The 21,723-nt window shown below is 72.1% G+C and carries 20 protein-coding genes; 5 read left to right on the forward strand and 15 right to left on the reverse strand.

Annotated elements, in window-relative coordinates; translation table 11 throughout:
* Window positions 1–10: 10 nt before the first annotated feature.
* From dapA to AB0368_RS17500, 3 genes are read right to left on the reverse strand one after another with little or no spacing between them, the layout of a single operon-like run.
* Complete coding sequence (gene dapA, locus AB0368_RS17490) at window positions 11–907, reverse strand: 4-hydroxy-tetrahydrodipicolinate synthase (RefSeq protein WP_366154883.1); 897 nt, start codon at window positions 905–907, stop codon at window positions 11–13.
* Window positions 908–951: 44 nt separating this feature from the next.
* Window positions 952–1,518: a DUF2752 domain-containing protein gene (locus AB0368_RS17495; RefSeq protein WP_366154884.1), complete on the reverse strand. Its 567-nt coding sequence runs from the start codon at window positions 1,516–1,518 to the stop codon at window positions 952–954.
* Window positions 1,519–1,572: 54 nt separating this feature from the next.
* A complete protein-coding gene (locus AB0368_RS17500; RefSeq protein WP_366154885.1) occupies window positions 1,573–2,793 on the reverse strand; it encodes a crosslink repair DNA glycosylase YcaQ family protein in 1,221 nt (406 codons plus the stop codon).
* A gap of 58 nt (window positions 2,794–2,851) precedes the next feature.
* Here AB0368_RS17500 and AB0368_RS17505 point away from each other — a divergent pair, with 58 nt between their 5' ends.
* Genes AB0368_RS17505 through AB0368_RS17515 form a run of 3 tightly spaced genes read left to right on the forward strand, consistent with a single transcriptional unit; the run spans window position 2,852 to window position 5,883 of the window.
* Window positions 2,852–3,334 carry a GNAT family N-acetyltransferase gene (locus AB0368_RS17505; protein ID WP_366154886.1) on the forward strand — a complete coding sequence of 161 codons (483 nt, stop codon included), beginning with the start codon at window positions 2,852–2,854 and terminating at the stop codon, window positions 3,332–3,334.
* A 10-nt stretch (window positions 3,335–3,344) separates the two neighbouring features.
* Window positions 3,345–3,908: a GNAT family N-acetyltransferase gene (locus AB0368_RS17510; protein WP_366154887.1), complete on the forward strand. Its 564-nt coding sequence runs from the start codon at window positions 3,345–3,347 to the stop codon at window positions 3,906–3,908.
* A 4-nt stretch (window positions 3,909–3,912) separates the two neighbouring features.
* Window positions 3,913–5,883: a glycogen debranching N-terminal domain-containing protein gene (locus AB0368_RS17515; RefSeq protein WP_366154888.1), complete on the forward strand. Its 1,971-nt coding sequence runs from the start codon at window positions 3,913–3,915 to the stop codon at window positions 5,881–5,883.
* On the opposite strand, the gene dapB is transcribed toward AB0368_RS17515, so the two are convergent.
* The 6 genes from dapB to AB0368_RS17545 form a co-directional block, all read right to left on the reverse strand.
* A complete protein-coding gene (gene dapB, locus AB0368_RS17520) occupies window positions 5,872–6,630 on the reverse strand; it encodes a 4-hydroxy-tetrahydrodipicolinate reductase (protein ID WP_366154889.1) in 759 nt (252 codons plus the stop codon). The two genes, AB0368_RS17515 and dapB, sit on opposite strands and share 12 nt — an antisense overlap.
* Complete coding sequence (locus tag AB0368_RS17525; RefSeq protein WP_366154925.1) at window positions 6,627–7,586, reverse strand: phosphatase PAP2 family protein; 960 nt, start codon at window positions 7,584–7,586, stop codon at window positions 6,627–6,629. Before AB0368_RS17525 ends, dapB begins: the two co-directional genes overlap by 4 nt.
* An 86-nt stretch (window positions 7,587–7,672) precedes the next feature.
* On the reverse strand, window positions 7,673–8,965 hold the full coding sequence (locus AB0368_RS17530; RefSeq protein ID WP_366154890.1) for a pitrilysin family protein: 1,293 nt from the start codon (window positions 8,963–8,965) through the stop codon (window positions 7,673–7,675).
* Window positions 8,966–9,057: 92 nt separating this feature from the next.
* Window positions 9,058–11,382 (reverse strand): polyribonucleotide nucleotidyltransferase, encoded by a 2,325-nt coding sequence (locus tag AB0368_RS17535; protein ID WP_366154891.1) that lies wholly within the window; start codon window positions 11,380–11,382, stop codon window positions 9,058–9,060.
* A gap of 194 nt (window positions 11,383–11,576) precedes the next feature.
* Window positions 11,577–11,846, reverse strand: coding sequence for a 30S ribosomal protein S15 (gene rpsO, locus AB0368_RS17540; protein ID WP_366154892.1), 270 nt, complete (start codon window positions 11,844–11,846; stop codon window positions 11,577–11,579).
* A gap of 132 nt (window positions 11,847–11,978) precedes the next feature.
* Window positions 11,979–12,911 carry a bifunctional riboflavin kinase/FAD synthetase gene (locus AB0368_RS17545; protein WP_366154893.1) on the reverse strand — a complete coding sequence of 311 codons (933 nt, stop codon included), beginning with the start codon at window positions 12,909–12,911 and terminating at the stop codon, window positions 11,979–11,981.
* 79 nt (window positions 12,912–12,990) lie between these two features.
* On the opposite strand from AB0368_RS17545, the gene AB0368_RS17550 reads away from it, so the two are divergent.
* Window positions 12,991–15,600: a response regulator gene (locus tag AB0368_RS17550; RefSeq protein ID WP_366154894.1), complete on the forward strand. Its 2,610-nt coding sequence runs from the start codon at window positions 12,991–12,993 to the stop codon at window positions 15,598–15,600.
* Window positions 15,597–16,007 (forward strand): response regulator, encoded by a 411-nt coding sequence (locus AB0368_RS17555; protein ID WP_366154896.1) that lies wholly within the window; start codon window positions 15,597–15,599, stop codon window positions 16,005–16,007. Before AB0368_RS17550 ends, AB0368_RS17555 begins: the two co-directional genes overlap by 4 nt.
* Here AB0368_RS17555 and truB read toward each other — a convergent pair.
* The 6 genes from truB to AB0368_RS17585 all read right to left on the reverse strand — a co-directional run bounded on the left by truB (window position 16,004) and on the right by AB0368_RS17585 (window position 21,673).
* On the reverse strand, window positions 16,004–16,885 hold the full coding sequence (gene truB, locus AB0368_RS17560; protein ID WP_366154897.1) for a tRNA pseudouridine(55) synthase TruB: 882 nt from the start codon (window positions 16,883–16,885) through the stop codon (window positions 16,004–16,006). The genes AB0368_RS17555 and truB overlap by 4 nt on opposite strands.
* Before the next feature lie 24 nt (window positions 16,886–16,909).
* Window positions 16,910–18,229 (reverse strand): MATE family efflux transporter, encoded by a 1,320-nt coding sequence (locus AB0368_RS17565; RefSeq protein WP_366154898.1) that lies wholly within the window; start codon window positions 18,227–18,229, stop codon window positions 16,910–16,912.
* Between the two features lie 417 nt (window positions 18,230–18,646).
* A complete protein-coding gene (locus AB0368_RS17570; RefSeq protein WP_366154926.1) occupies window positions 18,647–19,648 on the reverse strand; it encodes a bifunctional oligoribonuclease/PAP phosphatase NrnA in 1,002 nt (333 codons plus the stop codon).
* Window positions 19,649–19,722: 74 nt separating this feature from the next.
* On the reverse strand, window positions 19,723–20,184 hold the full coding sequence (gene rbfA / locus AB0368_RS17575) for a 30S ribosome-binding factor RbfA (protein ID WP_366154899.1): 462 nt from the start codon (window positions 20,182–20,184) through the stop codon (window positions 19,723–19,725).
* A gap of 136 nt (window positions 20,185–20,320) precedes the next feature.
* Entirely contained in the window at window positions 20,321–20,614 is a 294-nt protein-coding gene (locus AB0368_RS17580; protein WP_366154900.1) for a DUF503 domain-containing protein, read from the reverse strand.
* Between the two features lie 33 nt (window positions 20,615–20,647).
* Window positions 20,648–21,673, reverse strand: a complete 1,026-nt coding sequence (locus AB0368_RS17585) for an SAM-dependent methyltransferase (RefSeq protein WP_366154901.1) — start codon at window positions 21,671–21,673, stop codon at window positions 20,648–20,650.
* Window positions 21,674–21,723: the final 50 nt, after the last annotated feature.

Here is a 21,723-nt window from a genome sequence, read left to right on the forward strand (position 1 = left end):
TTTCCCGTTGTCAGAGGTCCACGCCGGCCGCCGTGGCGTCCTGGCGCAGCTGGTTCAGTTCCGCGTCGGTGGCGTCCACCAGCGGCGATCGCACCGGGCCGGCCGGGAGGCCCTGGGCGCGCAGGCCGGCCTTCACGAGAATCGTGCCCTGGGTGCGGAAGATCCCGGTGTACAACGGCAGCAGCTGCCGGTGCAGGGCGAGGGCGCCGGCGACGTCGCCGTGCTCGTACGCCTCGATCATCTCCTTGGTCCGCGCCCCGACGAAGTGCGTCGAGGTGCCGACGACCCCGACCGCGCCCACGGACAGCAGCGGGAGGATGGCCGCGTCCTCGCCGGAGTAATACGCCAGGTCGGTCCGTCGCAGCACGTCGGAGCTGGCCGCGATGTCACCCTTGGCGTCCTTGACCCCGACGATGTTCGGGTGCTCGGCGAGCCGCACCAGCGTCTCGGTGGCGATCGGCACGCCGGACCGGTGCGGGATGTCGTAGAGCAGCACGGGCAGCCCGGTCGCGTCGGCGACGGTGGTGAAGTGCCGCAGCAGCCCGGCCTGCGGCGGCTTGTTGTAGTACGGCGTGACGACCAGCAGACCGTGGGCACCGGCCTTCTCGGCGGAGCGGGCCAGCTCGATCGTGTGCGCCGTGTTGTTGGTGCCGACCCCGGCGATGATCCGGGCCCGGTCCCCGACCGCCTCGGCGACGACCCGGATGAGGGTCTCCTTCTCGGCGTCGGTGGTGGTGGGCGACTCACCGCCGGTGCCACTGATGACGAGCGCGTCGTGACGCTGCTCGTCGACCAGGTGGGTGGCGAGAGCGGCGGCCCCGTCGGCGTCGAGCGAGCCGTCCGCGGCGAACGGGGTCACCATGGCCGTGATCAGCCGGCCGAAGGGCCGGGCGGGGTCGTGCGTCATACCCAACAACTTATCGGACGCCTCGGGGCCCCGCCGTGGGGCAGTCAGACGGCGAACGCGGTGAAGGGTGCCCAGGGGAGGTTGCGGAGAACGCTGAAGAGGCCCCATGCCGCGATGAAGGCCCCGATGACGCCCGGGGACAGGACCAGCTGCGGGACCTTCCAGCCGAAGAGGCGTTTTCCGGCCCAGGCCACGTACATGTACAGCAGGAAGGGCACGGCGAAGACGAAGAGCGCGTGATGCCGGGCCGCCGCAGGGAGATCGCCGTGCAGCAGGAACCAGGCGGCGCGGGTACCGCCGCAGCCCGGGCAGGTGAAGCCGGTCGTGTACTTGAGCAGGCAGCTGGGCGCCGCCCCTGCGTTCACCTCGGTGGGGTGCGTGGCCAGCGTGTAGCCGACCGCGCCGGCCATGCAGACGAGCATCGCCGTCGGCGCCACCCAGAGCGGCGAATTGCGCCATTTGCGCTGGATGAAGCGGGTGACCCGGTCCTGCTGGGGCTCCTGGTACGGCGCGTACGGCGGATAGCCGGCCCACGCCGGCACCTGGTGCGGCAGAGCCGGGTGCGACGCGTCCGGCTGCGCGGGAGCCACCGGCTCGGTCGCACTGCTCATGGCCGCCACGGTACACCGGCCATGACACCAGTCGGCGCCCGTGCTCACCGCTTGCTAGGACGTCGCCTTGAGGGCCGAGGTCAGCGGACCGGCGAGATCACCTCTCTCCGGGGCCGCGATCGCGTTCAGCCCCAGCCATCCCGCCAGCCGCCGCAGTTCCGCCGCCAGCGCCTCCGCCGTCTCGTCCTGGTCGGCGGTGGGTTCGATCCAGGCCGCCGGGATCTGCAGGACGCCCGCCTTCCGGTCCGCCTTGAGGTCGAGCCGGGCCGCGAACCGGTCGCCCAGCAGGAACGGCAGGACGTAGTAGCCGTACAGCCGCTGGGCGGCCGGGACATAGATCTCGATGCGGTAGTTCATCGCGAACAGCCGCTCGGTGCGGCCACGCTCCCAGATCAGCGGGTCGAACGGGCTCACCAGCGTCGCCGCGCGCACCCAGCGCGGGAGGCGGGCCTCGTGGTGCAGGTAGGCGGGGTTCTTCCAGCCCTTGACCGTCGCGGGCAGCAGGACCTTGTCCTCCACCAGCTCGGCCAGCGCCTGCTTGAAGCCCGCCAGCGGCAGGCGGAAGTAGTCGCGCAGCTCGGGCTCGGCTGCCACACCGAGCGCCCGGGCCGACATCTCCACCAGCGCCCGGAACGCGTCCTGCGGCGCCGGGGTGGGGGTCTCGAGGACCTGCCGGGGCAGGACGCGCTCGGTCAGGTCGTAGCGGCGGGCGAACGAGGTCGTGCGCTCGGCGGCGGTGACCTGGCCGGTGTAGAAGAGCCATTCGAGGGCCTGCTTGACCGCCGACCAGTTCCAGCCCCACTGGTCCTTGGTGCGCGGAACGTCGTGCTCGATCTGGGCGGCCGTGATCGGGCCCCGGTCGCGGACCTCGCTCAGCACGCGCTCGACCAGCTCGGGCTGCTGGGTGGCGATGCGGACCATGCCGCCCCACGCGTATTCCCTGGCTCGCTCCATCCGCCAGCGGAACAGCGGCTGGAGGTCGGTGGTGATCAGCGACGCCTCGTGGCCCCAGAACTCGAAGAGCTCCCGGGGGTCACGGTAGGCGGCCCGTTCCAGCAGCCCCGGCTCGTACGGCCCCAGCCGGCTGTAGAGCGGCATGTAGTGCGCGCGCCGGAGCACGTTGACCGAGTCCATCTGGATCAGGTGCATGCGGCGCAGCACCCGGCGCAGGTGCCGCCGATCGGTGGCGCCGCCGGGTGCGGGGTCGGTGAAACCCTGCGCGGCCAGCGCGATCCGGCGGGCCTGCGCAACGGAGAGAGATTCGGGAAGGGCCATCGACCGAGACCCTAAATTATGGGTACGACAAAACGCAGCCGCCGACGAGGATGGGCCCGTGTTCGAGATCCGTCCCCAGACCGACGCCGACATCGACGAGGTCGCCGCCCTGCACCTGCGCACCTGGCAGGTCGCGTACGCCGGCATCGTCCCCGCCGACTACCTCGCCGGCCTGAAGCATGAGGACTTCGCGGCACGCCGTAAGTACGGCACGACGCTGCTGGCGGTCGGCGACGGCGCCGTCGCCGGATTCGTCAGCGTCGGACCCGGCACGGAGGGCGAGGGACACGGTCAGCTGTACGCCCTCTACGTCGCCCCCGAACGGTGGAACATCGGTGCCGGGCGGGCGCTCGTCGAGGCCGCGGAGAAGCAGCTGGCGGGCGCGTACCCGGATATGCGCCTCTGGGTTCTCGAGGAGAATCACCGGGCTCGGCGGTTCTACGAGCGCGCGGGACTGCGCCCCGACGGCGAGCGGTATCTGTGGCGGCCGCACGGCACGAGCGTGGATCTGCCCGAGGTCCGGTACGCGAAGCCTCTGTAGGCTGCCCGGCATGGCACTCGGCTTCGTCCGTCCGGCCCGTCCCGAGGACGCCGGTGAGATCGCGCGCATCCAGCTGTCGACGTGGCGTACGGCGTACCGGCGCATGTTGCCGGCGCATGTGCTCGCCAATCTGGACGAGGCTTACCTGGCCCGCGGATGGGCCGAGGCGATCGAGGCCGCGCCGTCGGGCCGGCATCGGGTGCTGATCGCCGTGGAGCAGAGCGAGTCGGCGCAGACGGTGGTCGGTTTCGTGGCCGCCGGGCCGGCCGACGAGCAGGCGCTGGCGCCCGAGGAGCCGCCGCTGGCCGACGGCGTCGCGGCGATCACCGACCTGCTGGTCGAACCGCGCTGGGGCCGGCGCGGGCACGGCAGCCGCCTGCTCGCGGCGACCGTCGACCTGTGGCGCGAGGACGGCTTCACCTCCGCGGTCGCGTGGGCGTACGACGCCGACGACGTGATGAAGAAGTTCCTGACCTCGACCGGGTGGGAGCCCGACGGCGCCACCCGCGCCCTGGACGTGGACGACATGCTGGTCAACCAGCTCCGGCTGCATGTCGGGCTCGAGCAGGCCTGACCCGATGCAGCCGCTGCTGCACGACCTAGTCGTCGCCGTCGCGGCGCCCACCTCGGTGCTATGCGGCGCCGACGGGCAGATCCGGGCGACCGGCGTGCAGGGCATGTTCCACGCCGACGCGCGCGTGCTGTCCGAGGCCGTGCTGCGGCTCGACGGCGAGGAACCCGAGCCGGTCGGTCACGCCCCGGCCTCGGCGGGAACCACACACTTCGTCGCTGTCGCGCGCCGGCCCGACGGTCCGACGGTGCGGATCCGGCGGACGAGGATCGTCTCCCCCGCGCGGATGCAGGAGCGCATCACGGTCGAGGCGCCCGCGCCGGTGACTGTCACGGTGACCCTCGACCTGGCCGCCGACCTCGCCCCGATGGCGGTGGTCCGCTCGGGCGGCACCGGCAACCCCCTGTCGCCGCGTCCGGGCGCCGGCTCGCTGAGCTGGTCGCGCGAGGGCATCACCGTCACGGCCGTCCATGACGGCATCGGGCCGGGGAGCCGTCTGAGCTGGGCGGTGACCCTCGAGCCGGGTGCGGCCCGGGACCTGACCTTCACGGTACGGGTGGACGACCCGTCCGCCGTCATCTCCCCACCGGTACGCGACCACGACTGGAGCCAGGCCCGCGTGACCTCGGGTGACCGGCGGCTGGGTCGCCTCGTCGCCCGCTCCCTCGACGACCTGCGCGGGTTGCGGCTCGCCGAGGGCGACGACACGTACCTGGCCGCCGGGGTGCCGTGGTATCTGACGCTCTTCGGGCGCGACAGCATCTGGGCCGCCCGGATGCTGCTGCCGCTCGGCACGGACCTCGCCCTGGGGACGCTGCGGGTGCTCGCCCGCCGCCAGGGCGCCCGGCTCGACGCGGTTTCCGGCGAGGCGCCCGGCAAGATCATGCACGAGCTGCGGCGGGCGGATCTGCACCTGCCCGGGGCGGGGCTGACCCTGCCGGCGGCGTACTACGGGACGATCGACGCCACGCCGCTCTGGATCAGCCTGCTGCACGACGCCTGGCGCTGGGGTCTGCCCGCCGGGCGGGTTGCCGAGCTGCTGCCGCACCTCGACGCGGCGCTGGGCTGGCTCGCGGCGCAGGGCGACGGCTTCCTCGAGTATCTCGACACCAGCGGGCACGGCCTGGTCCACCAGGGATGGAAAGACTCGGGGGACGCGGTGCGGTTCCGCGACGGGCGCCTGGCCGAGCCGCCCATCGCCCTGGCCGAGGTGCAGGGCTACGCCTATCGGGCGGCCCTCGACGCGGCCGCGCTGCTGGACGCGTTCGGCCGGGCGGACGGCGACCGCTGGCGGGAATTCGCCGCCGCCCTTGCCACCCGGTTCCGGGAACGTTTCTGGGTCGCCGGCGGCTACGCGGCTCTCGCGCTGGACCGGGAGGGGCGGCCGGTCGACTCCTTGACCAGCAACATCGGGCACCTGCTCGGCACCGGACTGCTCGCCGGGCCCGAGGAGCGGTCGGTGGTCGCGGCGCTCTCCTCGCAGGCCATGTCCGGGGGCTACGGGCTCCGGACGATGTCCGCCGACGACCGCGGGTTCGCGCCGCTGTCGTACCACTGTGGATCGGTCTGGGCGCACGACACGGCGATCGTCGCCGCCGGGATGGCCCGCGCCGGGTTCGGCGCGGAGGCGGCGACCTTGATCGACGGGCTGCTGACCGCCGCCGAGGGGTTCGACTACCGGCTGCCCGAGCTGCACTCCGGGGACTCGCGGGCGGTGCTGAGCCGGCCGATGCCGTACCCCGCGGCCTGCCGTCCGCAGGCGTGGTCCGCGGCGGCGTCGGTGCTCATGCTCCAGGCGGTGCTGGGGCTGGAGGTGGACGTGCCGGGCGACCGGGTGCGGCTGAATCCCCCGCCGGGGCTGCCGTTCGGGACGCTGGAGGCCACCGGGCTGGTGATCGCCGGGGCGCCGGTCGGTGTCACGGTGGACGCGACCGGCGCGACGATCAGCGGGCTGCCGGCGGGGCTCTCAGTCGAGTAGCGGGTCGAGGCCCAGCGTGAGGCCGGGGCGGTTCCGGATGGCGCGCACCGCGAGCAGGACGCCGGGCATGAACGAGACTCGGTCCAGGCTGTCGTGCCGGATGGTCAGCGTCTCTCCCTGCGTACCGAAGAGGACCTCCTGGTGGGCGACCAGGCCCGCCGCTCGCACCGCATGGACCCGCACCCCCTCGATCTCCGTGCCGCGGGCGCCGGCCATCTCCTCCTTGGTGGCGTCGGGCATCGGCCCGAGGCCCGCCTCGGCGCGGGCGGCGCCGATCAGCCGGGCCGTGTGGCTCGCCGTGCCGCTGGGGGCGTCGAGCTTGCGCGGGTGGTGCTGCTCGATGATCTCGGCGGACTCGAAGTAGCGGGCCGCGCGGGCCGCGAACTGCATCATCAGCACCGCGCCGATGCCGAAGTTCGGGGCGATCAGCACGCCGGCCCCGGGCTTGCCGGACAGCCAGGAGCGCACCTGGTCGAGGCGCTGCTCGGAGAAGCCGCTCGTGCCGACGACCACGTCGATGCCCTGCTCGACGGCCCACCGCACGTTGTCCATCACCACGTCGGGGGTGGTGAAGTCGACGAGCACCTGCGCGCCGGCGTCGGCGGCGCCGGACAGCCGGTCGCCCTGGTCGAGCCTCGCCACGAGCTCGAGGTCGTCGGCGGCGTCCACCGCCTTGCACACCTCGAGACCCATGCGGCCACCGGCGCCGAGGACGCCCACCCGGATCCGTTCACGCTCGTCAGTCACGCCGACAATTTACTGCCCTCGGGGTCCGGGCCGACGACGAGGTCGTCGCCGACCGGGCCGAGGCTGCCTCCCGGTTCCGGTTCCGGCGCCACCGGATGCCGGGTGCGCCACCACCGCTCGGCCGCGCCGACCAGCAGGAAGACCGCTGCCACGTACGCCCACCCGACCAGCACGTCGATGACGTAGTGCTCGCCCGAGTAGACCAGCGTGAAGGTCATCGCCAGCGGGTACGCGAGCATCAGCGGCCACCAGCGCCGCGCCACCATCGGCAGGAAGAAGGCGGCGGCCATCATCGCGTACGCGGTGTGCAGCGACGGCATCGCGGCGACCGGGTTCGACGCCTCCACCTGCAGCGCGTTGAGGGTGTTGCCGGCGCTGTGCAGGCCGATCGCGTTCCACCCGTTGGTGGAGATCCGCTCGACGTGCTGCTCGAGCTGCCCGTGCAGGGACGCCCACCACGGCGGCGCGGCCGGGTAGAGGAAGTACGTGATCAGGCCCGCGACGCTGAGCGTGAACCAGCGGCGCATGAAGCGCGCCCACTGCTCCCGCCGCCGCAGCCAGAGGATCACGCCGATGGTCGGCACCGCGAGGAAGTGCGAGACGTAGACGAGGGAGACCACGACCTCCCACCACTGCACCGCGCCGGGCTGGTAGAGGTGCTGCTGCAGCCAGATGGTCGGGACATGCCCGCCGAACATGGCCTTGTCGGCGTGGATCAGCTCGGTGACGTGCGGGGCGAACAGGTCGTCGGCGTACCCGCGGGAGATGTTGTAGACGACCAGCAGCAGCGAGATCGGCAGCCAGTCCCGCAGGAACACCAGGTGCTGCCGCCAGGGCAGGTCGCTGCGCCAGGCGATGGTGGCCAGCCAGAGCCAGCCGAAGGCGATCAGCGGGTCGCTGGTCGGCACGCCGATGAAGTACGTGCCGACCGCGAACAGCGCCGCCCACACGAGCATGCCGATGATGCGGCGTTTCCGGCGGGCGGCCGGGACCGACTCGTCGGCGGGGGGTGGGGGGCTGAGGATGGTCACGGCGTCCCAGGCTAGCGGGCGGACGGAAATGCGCCGTCGTCGAACGGGCCGACCACGGCCAGCGACATCGGGCGGGAGAGCAGCTCGGCGGCGAGCGCGTTGACCTCGTCGAGGGTGACGGCGTCGACCCGGCCGAGGAGCTCGTCGACGCTCATCATGTCGCCGTAGAGCAGCTCGGACTTGGCCAGCCGGCTCATCCGCGAGCCGGTGTCCTCCAGGCCGAGGACGTACGTGCCCTTGGCCATGCCCTTGCCGCGGGCCAGCTCGGTCGGGGTGACGCCCTCCGCCGCGACGGTGGCGAGTTCGGTCCGGATCAGCTCCAGGACCTCCTCCGCCTTGCCCGGCGCGCACCCGGCGTAGACCGCGAAGACGCCCGCGTCGGCGTACTGGCTGCCGTACGAGTAGACCGAGTACGCGAGGCCGCGCTTCTCCCGGATCTCCTGGAACAGCCGGCTCGACATGCCGCCGCCGAGCACGTTGTTGAGCACGCCCTGGGCGAAGCGGCGCTCGTCGTCGCGGCCGAGGCCCTCGCAGCCCAGCACGAGGTGGGCCTGCTCGGTGTCCCGGTGGCGCACCACGGTCGTCGGCGGCTTGACCTTGTGCTTGCGCGAACCGTCCCGGACCGCGGCCGGGGTGGCCGGGGTGTCGAGCGAGGTGCCGCCCAGCGCGGCCCGGACCAGCCGGACGACCTTGCCGTGGTCGAGATTGCCGGCCGCGGTGATGACGATCTGCGGCGCCTTGTAGCGGGCGCGATAGAACCGGTTGATCTGACTCCGGGTCATCGGCGAGATGGTCGCCTCGGTGCCGGAGATCAGCCGGCCGAGCGGGGTGCCGGCGCCGAACATCGCCTCGGTGAAGACGTCGTGCACCTCGTCACCGGGCTCGTCGTCGTGCATGGCGATCTCTTCGAGGATCACGCCGCGCTCGGTCTCCACGTCGGCCGGGTCGAGCACCGAGTTGGCGACCGCGTCGCAGAGCACGTCCACCGCCAGCGGCAGGTCGGCGTCGAGCACCCGCGCGTAGTAGCAGGTGTATTCCTTCGTGGTGAAGGCGTTCGTCTCGCCGCCGACGGCCTCGATCTCCGCGGAGATGTCGAGGGCCGAGCGCCTCTCCGTGCCCTTGAAGAGCAGGTGCTCGAGGAAGTGGGAGGCGCCCGACAGCGCGGGCGTCTCGTCGCGGGAGCCGACCCCGACCCACACGCCGAGCGACGCGCTGCGGGTGGTGGGGATCGACTCCGTGATGATGCGCAGACCGCTGGGCAGGACGGTTCGGCGTACTCCATCTTGCAGGATGACAGTTTTCATCCGTTTTTGGGCGGCGGCGGGGTGGTTGGACGGGGTGACGACGCGGGCCGGCCTTTCGGCCGGCCCGCGGTTATTCGCTGTCATGTGGTGACTTAGCCGCGGTCGCCGCCGCGGTCACCGCTCGGGCGCGAGCGACGACGACGGGGCTCGCCGCCCTCGCCGCCACGGTCACCGCGCGGGGCGCGGTCCTCGCGGGGCTTGTCCGACGCGGCCGGGGCGCCCGCCGGGGCCTCCTCGCCCGCGGGGCGGACCTTGTCCAGGTAGATCTTGCCGCGGTTGTCGATCTCCGCGATGGAGACCTCGACCTTGTCGCCGACGTTGAGGAAGTCCTCGACCTTGTCGACGCGCTTGCCGTCGCCCACCTTGGAGATGTGCAGCAGGCCGTCGCGGCCGGGCAGCAGCGAGATGAACGCGCCGAACGCGGCCGTCTTGACCACGGTGCCGAGGAACTTGTCGCCGGCCTTCGGCATCGTCGGGTTGGCGATCGCGTTGATCCGCTCCACCGCGGCCTCGGCCGCCGGGCCGTTGGTCGCGCCGACGTAGATCGTGCCGTCGTCCTCGATGGAGATGTCGGCGCCGGTCTCGTCCTGGATCGCGTTGATCGTCTGGCCCTTGGGGCCGATGACCATGCCGATCTTGTCGACCGGGATCTTCACGCTGGTGACCCGCGGGGCGTACTCCGACATCTCGGCCGGGCTGTTGATGGCCGCGTCCATGACGCCGAGGATCGTCGCCCGGGCGTCGTGCGCCTGCTGCAGGGCGGCGGCGAGCACGTCCGACGGGATGCCGTCGAGCTTGGTGTCGAGCTGCAGCGCGGTGACGAACTCCGGCGTGCCGGCGACCTTGAAGTCCATGTCGCCGAACGCGTCCTCGGCACCGAGGATGTCGGTCAGCGTCACGTACTCGGTCTTGCCGTCGACCTCGTCGGAGATCAGGCCCATCGCGATGCCGGCGACCGGCGCCTTCAGCGGCACACCGGCGCTGAGCAGGGCCAGCGTCGAGGCGCAGACCGAACCCATCGAGGTGGAGCCGTTGGAGCTCAGGGCCTCGGAGACCTGGCGGATCGCGTACGGGAACTCCTCGCGCGACGGCAGCACGGGCACGAGGGCCCGCTCGGCCAGCGCGCCGTGACCGATCTCGCGGCGCTTCGGCGAACCCACCCGGCCGGTCTCACCGGTCGAGTACGGCGGGAAGTTGTAGTTGTGCATGTAGCGCTTGGACTTCTCGGGAGCGAGAGTGTCCAGCGACTGCTCGAGACGCAACATGTTCAGCGTGGTGACGCCCAGGATCTGGGTCTCGCCCCGCTCGAACAGCGCCGAGCCGTGCACCCGGGGCAGGATGCCGACCTCGGCGGACAGCGGCCGGATGTCGCGCGGGCCGCGGCCGTCCATGCGGACCTGCTCCCGCAGCACGCGGTTGCGCACCTCGGACTTGGTGACCGAGCGGAACGCGGCGCTGATCTCCTTCTCGCGGCCCTCGAACTGCGGGCCGACGGCCTCGAGCACCTTGGCCTTGATCCGGTCCAGGGCCTCCTCGCGGTCCGCCTTCTGGACGATCTTCAGCGCCTCGGCGAGCTCGCCGCCGGTAGCGGAGGAGACGGCCGCGTAGACGTCGTCCTGATAGTCCAGGAAGACCGGGAAGTCCTGCACGGGCTTCGCGGCGACCTCGGCCAGTTCGCTCTGCGCGCGGCACAGCTCGCGGATGGCCGGCTTGGCGGCCTCGAGGCCGCTGGCGACGACCTCCTCGGTCGGCGCGACGGCGCCGGCCTGGATCAGCTTGATCGCGTGCGGGGTGGCCTCGGCCTCGACCATCATGATCGCGACGTCGCCGTCGGCGAGCACGCGGCCCGCGACGACCATGTCGAAGGTGGCGCGCTCGAGCTCCTCGAGGGTCGGGAAGGCGACCCACTGGCCCTCGACGTGCGCGACGCGGGTCGAGCCGACCGGGCCGCTGAACGGCAGGCCGGAGAGCTTGGTCGACATCGAGGCGCCGTTCATGGCGACGACGTCGTACGGGTGTTGCGGGTCGAGCGCGAGGACGGTCTCGACGACCTGGACCTCGTTGCGCAGGCCCTTGGTGAAGGACGGGCGCAGCGGCCGGTCGATCAGCCGGCAGGTGAGGATCGCGTCCTCGCTCGGGCGGCCCTCGCGGCGGAAGAACGAGCCGGGGATGCGGCCGGCCGCGTACATCCGCTCCTCGACGTCGACCGTCAGCGGGAAGAAGTCGAAGTGCTCCTTGGGAGTCTTGCCGGCCGTGGTGGCCGACAGGACGGTGGTCTCGCCCAGCTGGACGATGACCGAGCCGGCGGCCTGCTTGGCCAGGCGGCCGGTGGAGAAGACGACCTCGCGGGTGCCGAACGATCCGTTGTCGATGACGGCGGTGCGAGTTTCGGTGCCGAGAGCTTTCTGCTCTGTCATGTGGTGCGGTACTCCTTCGTCGAGGACCCGGCGGTCTCTACAGCGCGGTTACAGCGTGGCCGGTCTTCGATCGAAGTGCCCGGGAATCAGCCCGGGAACCACTACCGGAGACCGGTGCCGTCTTTGAACTGCGGCCGCGCGGGTCCGTGGGTGTAACACGGGGGAGCGGCCACCTCGGCCACTCCCCCGTCAGGTCATCGGCGCAGGCCGAGACGCTCGATCAGCGTCCGGTAGCGCGCGATGTCCTTCTTCTGTACGTAGTTGAGCAGGCGGCGGCGACGACCCACCAGCAGCAGCAGACCACGACGGCTGTGGTGGTCGTGCTTGTGCACCTTGAGGTGCTCGGTGAGGTCGGCGATCCGCTTGGTGAGCATCGCGACCTGAACCTCGGGAGAGCCGGTGTCGCCCTCCAGGGTCGCGTACTCGCCCATGATCTTGTTCTTGGTCTCTTGATCGAGCGCCATGTTCTCCGTGATTCTGTGTTGCCGGTGATGTGGTTTCCCCGCGGCCCGCGGCGTCGGGCAGGCAGGCGGGACCATGGACATACGAAAACTGCGGCCCGGATAAACCGATCCGGGGTCAACCCTACCAGCCGTTCAGCGCACGATTGAGCGGGTGTCTTCCACGTCCTGCCGGATCTGCGCCACCAGCGGCTCGATGCCGGTGTATACCCGCTGCTCGCGCAGGTGGGCGACGAAGTCGAGGCTGACCCGCTCGCCGTACAGGTCACCCGAGAAGTCGAGCACGTACGCCTCGACCCGGCGCTCGCGGCCGGAGAAGGTCGGGTTGGTGCCGATCGACACCGATGCGGCCAGCGGGCGGCCGTGGTCGCCGCCGCGGATGAGCCGGGCGGCGTAGACGCCGTCGGCCGGGATGGCCGCGTACCGATGGCACATGAGGTTGGCGGTCGGGAAGCCCAGCTCGCGGCCGCGCTGGTCGCCGCGGACCACCACGCCGGCCAGCCGATGCGGACGGCCGAGGGCCTCCGCCGCGGCCTTGACGTCCCCGGCGTCGACACAGCTGCGGATGTACGTGGACGAGAAGACCAGCCCGTCCTCGGTCACCAGCGGCGCCTCCTCGACGGAGAAGCCGAAGGTGCGCCCCAGCCGGGCCAGCAGGGCGAGGTCGCCGGCCGCCTTGTGGCCGAAGCGGAAGTTGTCCCCCTCGACCACCACCGCGGCGTGCAGCGCATCCACCAGCACGTCGTGCACGAACTCCTCGGGCCCGAGGTGGGAGAACGCCGGCGTGAACGGCACCACGCAGAGCGCGTCGACACCGAGCTGCTCGATCAGCTCGGCCTTGCGGACCGGCTCGGTCAGCACGGCGGGATGCGAGCCGGGGCGGACCACCTCGGCCGGGTGCGGATCGAAGGTCACCACCACCGACTGCAGGCCGAGGTCCCGGGCCCGCTTCACGGCGTACCCGATGATCGCCTGATGGCCGCGGTGCACCCCGTCGAAGACGCCGATCGTCACGACCGACCGGCCGAACCCGCCGGGCACCGCCTCGTAGCCGCGCCACCGCTGCATCTTCCGAGCCTCCCCTGTGCGTCCCGGCGTAAGCGTATCGGTCTCGACGACTGCCTGAAACGGTACAGTTGATGCCGATATGCGCATCGACTGGAGTGCCGTCATCCTCCTGGCGGCGGAGTTCACCTTCGCCGTTCTCTTCGTGCGGGCACTGCTCGGTTATCTGCGCCGGCGCGACCCGCTGCAGCGCGACGTCACCCTTGTTTTCGCACCCTGCACGGTCCTCTTCGGCCTGGACATCGGACGCCGGATCGTCGACGGCACGCTGCCGGTCTGGGTGAACTCGGCCTCCCTCGCCTTCCTGCTGGCGCAGCCCTACCTGACCGTCCGCCTGGCCGGACGGGTCCGGTCGGTGCCGCTCTGGCTGCACCTCGTCCTACCGGTGATCTACGTCGCAGTCGCCGCGCCGCTGTTCCTCCTGGACCGGCCGCTGCCCCGGAGCTGGGTGCTGCCCGCGGTCGGCTACTTCCTCGTCACCGAGGTCATCGCGGCCGCGCTGCTCTTCGGCAAGGCCCGTTCCCGCACCGGGGCCAACCGGGCCCGGCTGACCATCGCCGCCTGCGCCACCCTGGCCTTCGGCATCATGATCGTCCTCCTCGGCGTCAGCGGGCTGCCCGCCGCCGTGAACCGCATGCTCGCCCTCGTCTCCGGCATCGGCTATCTGATCGCCTTCGTGCCGCCGCGCTGGCTGCGCCGGGCCTTCGGCGCCTCCGCCGGCCAGTCGGTCACCGAGCGGCTGCTGCGGGCGCAGGTCAGCACGCCGGAACAGGTCTGGCAGACGTACGCGGAGATCATGCGGCAGCAGACCGGGGCGGACGCGGTGGCCGTACTGATGCCGCGCAGCGACGGTCTGCTGGCACCCGCGGCCTATTCCGGGCCCGCCGTGCGCACCCCCGAGGGGCTCCGGGCCGCCGACCTGACCGCGTTGATCCGGGCCGGGCGCCCCGCCCGGCTGCGCGAGGGCGACCCGGCCCTGGTCCAGCACTTCGGCAACGACCTGGGCGACGACTTCGTGACCGTGCTCAGCATGCCGGTGCCGCCCGAGGCCGAGGGCGCGGTCCTGCTGTTCAACCGGCACCGCACGCTGTTCAGCGACGACGACCTGCGGCTGCTCGCCCTGCTCGGCGGCCAGGCGGGCATCCTCGCCGAGCGGCAGGCCGTCATGGCCGCGCAGAGCCGGATGGCGCACGAACTCAGCGCCTCGGTGGAGGCACTCACCCGGGCCAGCCAGGCGAAGAGCGCGTTCCTGGCCAACATGAGCCACGAACTGCGTACCCCGCTCAACGCGATCATCGGGTTCAGCGACCTCATGCGCATGGAGGAGCCCGACGGCGACCGGCGCCGGGTGCCCGCGGAGTGGGTCGAGCACATCCACACCAGCGGCCGGCACCTGCTCGGCCTGATCAACGACATCCTCGACCTGGCGAAGGTCGAGGCCGGCCGGCTGGATCTGCGGCTCGCCCCGCTGCGGGTCGACACCGCGATCGAGGAGCTGCTCACCGGCCTGGCCCCGCTGCTCACGACCGGCGAGCTGACCGTGGTCACCGCCCTGGCGCCGGCCACCGCGTCGGCCGACCGGCTGCGCTTCCGGCAGATCGTCGAGAACCTGCTCTCCAACGCCATCAAGTTCACCCCGAAGGGCGGCCGGATCACGGTCACGACCGAGGCCGACGACAAGGTCGTGACCGTCACCGTGGCGGACACGGGGGTCGGCATCGCGCCGGCGGACCAGCAGAAGGTCTTCGAGGAATTCCAGCAGGTCGGTGACCCCGACCGGCAACGGGCGGGCACCGGGCTCGGCCTCGCGCTCACCAAGCGCCTGGTCGAGGCCCACGACGGGGAGATCTCGCTGATGTCGGCGCCGGGTGCGGGCAGTGCTTTCACGGTACGGCTGCCCGCCGCGCCCGTGGTCCGCTCGCCGGCCCCGGACCAGACCGGCGGCGGCGCCCGGGTGCTGCTCGTCGAGGACGACCCGCAGGCGGCGGAGCTGATGCGGACCCAGCTCGAGAACGCGGGCTACGGCGTCGAGGTCGCCGGATCGGGCGAGGCCGGGCTCACCGCGGCCGGGGCGCACCCACCGGACGCGATCGTGCTGGACGTGGCGCTGCCGGGCATGGACGGCTTCGAGGTCCTCCGGCGGCTCAAGGCCGACGAGCGGCTGTCCGGCATCCCGGTGTTCTTCGCCACCATCATCGACGAGCGGCAGGCCGGCCTGGCGCTCGGCGCCGACGACTACTTCGTCAAGCCGGTCGACCAGGCGGCGCTGCTGGGCGCGCTGGCCCGCTCGATCGCCTGCCGTCCGGTGCCGCGTGTCCTCGTGGTCGACCACGACGACACGATCCGGCAGGCCATCGAGGACGGCCTGCGCGCCGGCGGCGCCGACGTGGTGGCGGTCGCCGACGGCCGCGACGGGCTGGCGATGAGCCGCGAGGGCCACTTCGACCTGATCGTCTGCGACATGCAGGCCCGCGAGGTCGACGGCTTCAGCATGCTGGCGGCGCTCGAGCAGGACCCGGCGACCCGGCAGACGCCGGTGCTGGGCCTCACCCCGGCGGCCGGGGACGCCTCCCGGGTGGCCACCGCGCTGGCGGGCGGCGTTGTCGCCACCGCGATGGCCGGCGGGGCCGGCTCGGACAAACTCGCGCCGTTGCTCGGCGTGCGCAATGACGTGGACAAGGAGAAGCCGTGACGGCCGACAACCCGCGCATCCTGCTGGTCGAGGACGAGGAACTGAACCGCACGCTGGTGAAGGCGGTCCTCGCGCGGGCCGACATCGAGGCCGTCCGCGACGCCGAGGTCATCGACGCGCCCAGCCTGGCGGCGGCCCGCAGCCGGCTCGGCGAACGGCAGATCGACCTCATCCTGCTGGACATGAACCTGCCGGACGGCCACGGGCTGATGCTGGCAGGGGAACTCGCGGCGGGCACGGTGGCCACCGGTCACAAGCGGCCGGCCGTGGTGGCCGTGACGGCGAGCGTGCTGCCGCAGGACCGGGCGGCGGCCCTGGAGGCGGGCTGCGACGGCTTCCTGGACAAGCCGTACGCGGCCGCCGACCTCGTCGCGGTCGTCGCCGAGCACCTCCGCAGCCGGCCCTAGGCGGGCCTCAGCACGATCTCGGCGCGGGCCTTGCCCTCGCGCTCCGAGACGACGGCCAGCACGTCGCCGTCCGGCCCGAAGACCGCGTACGGCCCCTCGATGCCGACCGGCTCGAGCGGTCCCCCGTGGCTGAGCACCCGCGTCTCCTCCGGCGTCGCCTCGCGCTGGGGGAAGGCTCGCCGGGCGGCGTCCGCCATCGGGAGCGAGATCACATCCGGGGCACGTTCCTCGAGCTGCTCCAGCGTGGCCGCCTCGTCGAGCGTCATGCCGCCGACGGCCGTACGCCGCAGCGCCGTCAGGTGCCCGCCGACCCCCAGCACCCGGCCCAGGTCCCGGGCGATGGCCCGGATGTAGGTGCCGCTCGAGCACGTCACGTCGACGTCCACCTCGACGACGTCCCCCGGGCGGCGGATCTCGAGGACGTCGAGGCGGTGCACGGTGACCCGGCGCGCGGCCAGCTCGACCTCCTCGCCGTCGCGCACCCGCTTGTACGCCCGCTCCCCGTTCACCTTGATCGCACTGACCGCGCTCGGCACCTGGTCGATCTCGCCGGTCTGCGCGGCCAGCCCGGCCCGGATCGCCTCGTCGGTGACCCCGCCGGTGTCCGCGGTCGCGGTCACGTCCCCCTCGGCGTCGTCGGTGACGGTCGACCGGCCCAGCCGGATCGTGGCCAGGTAGCTCTTCTGCGAGCCGATCACGTACGTGAGCAGCCGCGTCGCCCGATTGACGCCGATCACCAGCACCCCGGTGGCCATCGGGTCCAGGGTGCCGCCGTGCCCGACCCGCCGGGTCTTCGCCAGCCGCCTGATCCGGGCGACGACGTCATGGGAGGTCATCCCGGCCGGCTTGTCCACAACGATGAGACCGTCCACGTTCACGGCCTCCACCCAACCAGACCACCGTTATCGGGTGACGCCCAGGACCGCCCATCGCGCGCCGCGCCAGCGCAACAGCAGGGCGACGAGGCGAACCAGCGTGAACATCGCGAGGCCCGCCCAGATGCCGGGCAGCCCCCAGCCGAACGCGTACGCCAGCCAGATGAGCGGCAGGAAGCCGCCCAGCGCGCCCACCAGGGTCATGGACCGCAGGTAGCCGACGTCGCCGGCGCCGATCATCACCCCGTCGAGGGCGTAGACCACCCCGGCGAACGGCAGCATCGCCACGAACCACGGCCAGACCACCGCGGCCTGCTCGTGCACCGCCCGGTCGCCGGTGAAGAGTCCCGGGATCACCCCGGCGCCCGCCGCGGCCAGCACCGCGAAGCCGAGCCCGGCGACCCCGCCGACGAGGGTCACCCGGCGCGCCACCTCCCGGGCCGCGCGTTCGTCGCCGGCGCCGAGGGCCGCCCCCACAAGGGACTGGGCGGCGATCGCCACCGCGTCGAGGGCCAGCGCCGCGAAGAACCACAGCTGCAGGGCGATCTGATGGGCACCGAGCGCGGCAACGCCGAAACGGGCGGCGACCGCGGTGGCCGACAGCCAGCAGGCCTGGAAGGCGGCGCCACGGATCAGCAGGTCACGCCCGAGGACGATCTGGTTGCCGATGATCGACGGCACCGGACGCAGCGGCGCGCGTTCCCGCACCACCGCCCATAGGAAGAGGCCGCCGGAGACGCTCTGGGCGACGACGTTGGCGACCGCGGACCCGGTCAGGCCCCAGCCCAGCGGATAGACCAGCAACGGGCAGAGCGCGGCGGAGAGCACGTTGGCGCCGAGCACGAAGTACAGCGGCCGGCGGGTGTCCTGCACTCCCCGCATCCAGCCGTTCCCCGCGGCGGCGAGCAGGAGCCCCGGAGCGCCGAGCACGGCTATGCGCAGCCACCTCGCAGCGGCGCCGGCGGCCTCCGGGTCGCTCGCGAGGGCACGGGTCAGCGGCTCGGCGAAGACCTGGGCGAGCACGACGAGCAGCACGCCGGTCGTGAGCGCGAGCCAGGACGCCTGAACACCCTCGGCCACGGCGCCGGTCCGGTCGCCCGCACCGAACCTGCGGGCGGCGCGCCCGGTCGTCCCGTACGCCATCAGCGTGCCGAACCAGACGGCCAGCGACATCACAGTGCCGCCGACCGCGACCGCGGCGAGCGGCACCCGGCCGAGATGGCCGACCACGGCGGTGTCGACGAGCACGTAGAGCGGCTCGGCGGCGAGCACCACCAGGGCAGGCAGCGCGAGCGCGGCGATGCGTCGCGAGAGGGAGCTGTCGGCGATGACGGCGGACGGGCTCATGAACACCCATGATGCCCGCCCCGCCGTAAGGATCGCAATGCGGAGCGGCAGTTACCTACTGCCGCGTGTCCAGCGACGTCTGCAGGGCGCGGCGAGCCTGCTCGCGGGCGTCTTCGGAGGGCTGGGGCTTCGGCTTGGCAGCCATGATCTGGTCCTTCCACAGGTGGGGTCGAGCGGTGCGTCGCGAGGACCGGTCCGGGATCGCCGGGTCCGAGGCGGGGCAACGCGGCCCGGACGGGTGCATCCGGGTGGCTCGAGGTCTTCGCGGCGGGCCATGGTCGTGACCGTGCAAAAACCAAATCACCGTTCAACTCAAACTATCGTTCAGTTCCGCTGTGTGCCTGGGTATCCCGCACAACGGGATACCGATCAACGACAAAAGGCCGGCCTCGCGGCCGGCCTTTCCTGTCGGAACTGCTAGACGATCAGGTGCCGGTCGAGCTCCTCGCGTACGGCCACGACGACGTCGCCCGGGGTGCCGTGACCGGTGAAGCCCGCCGCGAGCCGGTGACCGCCGCCGCCCAGCGCGACCGCCACCGCGCTCACGTCGACCGCGCCCTTGCTGCGCAGCGACACCGCCCACTCGCCCTCGGCGGTCTGCTTGACCACCACCGAGACGTCGACCTCGACGACGCAGCGCACCGGGTCGATGAGCGCGTCCAGCACGTACGGCCGCTGCTCGTGGCGGTCCAGGTCGTCGAGGGTCGCGTACGTCCACACCATGCCGTGCCCGCCGGCCGCCGTGGGATCGAGCTGCGCGCGCCCCAGCACGTCGGCGAAGAGCTTCATGGCGCCGAACGGACGGCTGTCGAAGATGCGGCGGGAGATGTCCCCCGGCCGCAGCCCGGTCGCGATGAGCCGGGCGGCCATCTCGTGCACCCGGGGCGTGGTCATGTCGAAGCGGAACGAGCCGGTGTCGGTCGCCAGCGCCACGTACAGGCATTCGGCGATCTCCACGTCGAGCGGCACGTCGAGCCGGTCGAGCAGCTCCTCGGCGACCACGGAGGTGGCGGCCGCGGTGGCGTCGACCAGGTTGACGCTGCCGAAGCGGGTGTTCGAGGCGTGATGGTCGAGCACGACCGCGGCGCCGCCGGTGTCCAGGCGGTCGACCAGGGCGCCCAGCCGCGATTCCGAGGCCACGTCGAAGATCAGGACCAGATCCGGGTCCGGGTACGCCTGGGACTCGGGCACCAGCAGGTCGAGGCCGGGCAGTCCGGTGAACGGGTCGGGGATCTCGAACGGGCCGGGGAAGGTGGCCTGCAGGTCGCGGACGCCCAGCCGGCGCAGGCCCAGCGCGAAGCCGAGCATGCTGCCGAGCGCGTCGCCGTCGGGGTTGACGTGGCAGATCAGCAGCACCCGGCCGCCCGGGGCGAGCTCGCGCACCGTGCGCACCGCGGCGACCCAGTCGGCCTCCGCGATGCTGACCGGCACGGTGATGGTCTCGTCCCGGCTTCCCGCGGCGTCGCGGGAGTGCGCGGTGGCTACCGCGTCCCTCACCGTTTCTCCTCGGCGCCCACGCGTTCGTCCGCCTCGTCCTCGTCCTCGGTCGGCTTGTACGGGTCGGGGTCGCCCGCGTACTGCTTCCCGGCGGCCAGCCGCTGCACCTCGGCGTCCCGGTGCCGCGCGGCGGCGAGCAGGTCGTCGATCTCCTTGGCGTGGTCGAGCACGTTGTCGAGCACGAACGTCAGGCTGGGCGAGTGCCGCAGCCCGAGCGCGTGCCCCACCCGGGTACGCAGCATGCCCTTGGCGCTCTCCAGAGCGGCGGCGGTGGAGGCCTGCTCGGTCGTGTCACCCAGCACGGTGTAGTACACGTGGGCGTCGCGCAGGTCACCCGTGATCCGGGCGTCGGTGACCGTCACCATGCCGAGCCGGGGATCCTTGATCTCGCGCACCAGCGAAGCCACCAGCTCCCGCACCCGCTCAGCGTGCCGTCGCGTCTTGGCCGGGTCCGACATATCGCCCACCTCCGACAACCGTGCCTCCGGGGTAAGTCCAACCCCCGCCCAACGCAGTGAGCCTACCCATGACCGCCCCACCCCGAACGTCCCGGCGGTCCGTCGAGACCCCAGCCACCCCGCCCCGCGGCCACCCTCAGTCGTCGTCGCCGTAGAGGCGGCGGCGCACCGACAGCAGCTCGATCTCCGGCCGCCCCGCGACCTGGTTCTCGCACGTGTCGATGACGGCCCGGGCCTGGGCCGGTTCCGCCGCGATCACCGCGACCCCGATCTGGGCCCGCCCGTGCAGGTCGTGCAGCCCCACCTCGGCGACGCTGACCTCGAACTTGCGCAGCATGGCGATGATCGGCCGGACGTAGGAACGCTTCTGCTTGAGCGACCGCGAGTCACCGGGCAGGAGCAGGTCAAAGAGCGCAGTCTCCGTGTACATCAGCCAGCAGACTACGCGCACCCTCCGACAAGATCATCCGGGTTTCCGGGCCACCACGACGTCGCGTTCGATGCCCTGGTCGACGCGGTGGCTCAGGTCCTCGTGGGCGACGAGCTCCAGGCCGTTGGCGATCAGGATGTCCTCGGCCAGCTCCCGCTTGGCGACCTTGGTGTTCCAGGACAAGCCCACCGCCCCTCCGGGTCGCAGCAGGGTCAGCCATACCGGTACGGCGCGTTCGAGCAGGTCCAGGGGTCGGCGGGACATGCCACCCTCGTCGTCGTGGCTGCCGTGGGCGACGCCGTACGGGAGGTCGGCGACCAGGACGTCGGCGCAGTTGGCGCGCAGCAGGCCGTCCAGCTGGGTGGTGTCGGTCTGCAACACCGTGACCTTCTGCACCGCCCCCGCCTTGTGGTCCTCCTTGCTCGCCGCGAGCGTGACCTCGAGGCGACGGGCGGCGCGGCGGCCCTGGCGGCGTACCGGAACCAGGTCCGCGGTGTGCTTGAGCCGTTTGCGCTTGAGCCACGTCTGGAGGAACAGCTTGTACGCCTCCACGTCCTTGCCGTCGATCTCGATGCCGAGTGCGTCGTAGCCGTACATGAGGGCCTGATTGAGCGTGGTGCCGCGGCCCGCGAGCGGGTCGCAGACGGTGAGGTGGCCGTCGAGCATGCGGGGCGCCGACGCGGAGGCGAGCACGGTCAGGTTGAGCAGGAGCTTGGTGAACTGCTCGTTGGTCTTGCCGGCGTACTTGGGGATGGTGATCAGGTCGCTGTCGAAGCGGGCCAGCGGGTGGAGCTCGACGGGGCGCAGCAGCTCGTCCTCGACCTGCTCGAAAAGGGCATAGCCGGCCGACAGATTGGACAGGTACGCGATGTCCCGCGCGGCGAGGTCGGCCTCGAAGGTGATGTAGCCGACGCCGCCGATGGTCGTCTCCGCCATGGCCGTGAGCGGGGCCGACAGCACCGGGCCGAAGCCGGCCAGTTCGGCGCGGGAGAGGCGGCCGGCCTGGTCGGCGTAGACGCGGTTGGCGGAGGGGGCGAGCAGCAGGGCGTAGCGGGACATCCCAGTAGTAAAGACAACGGCCCCCGGCGCCGAAGCACCGGGGGCCGCAT

Source organism: Actinoplanes sp. NPDC051475 (genome assembly GCF_040689425.1).
Lineage (GTDB): Bacteria > Actinomycetota > Actinomycetes > Mycobacteriales > Micromonosporaceae > Actinoplanes.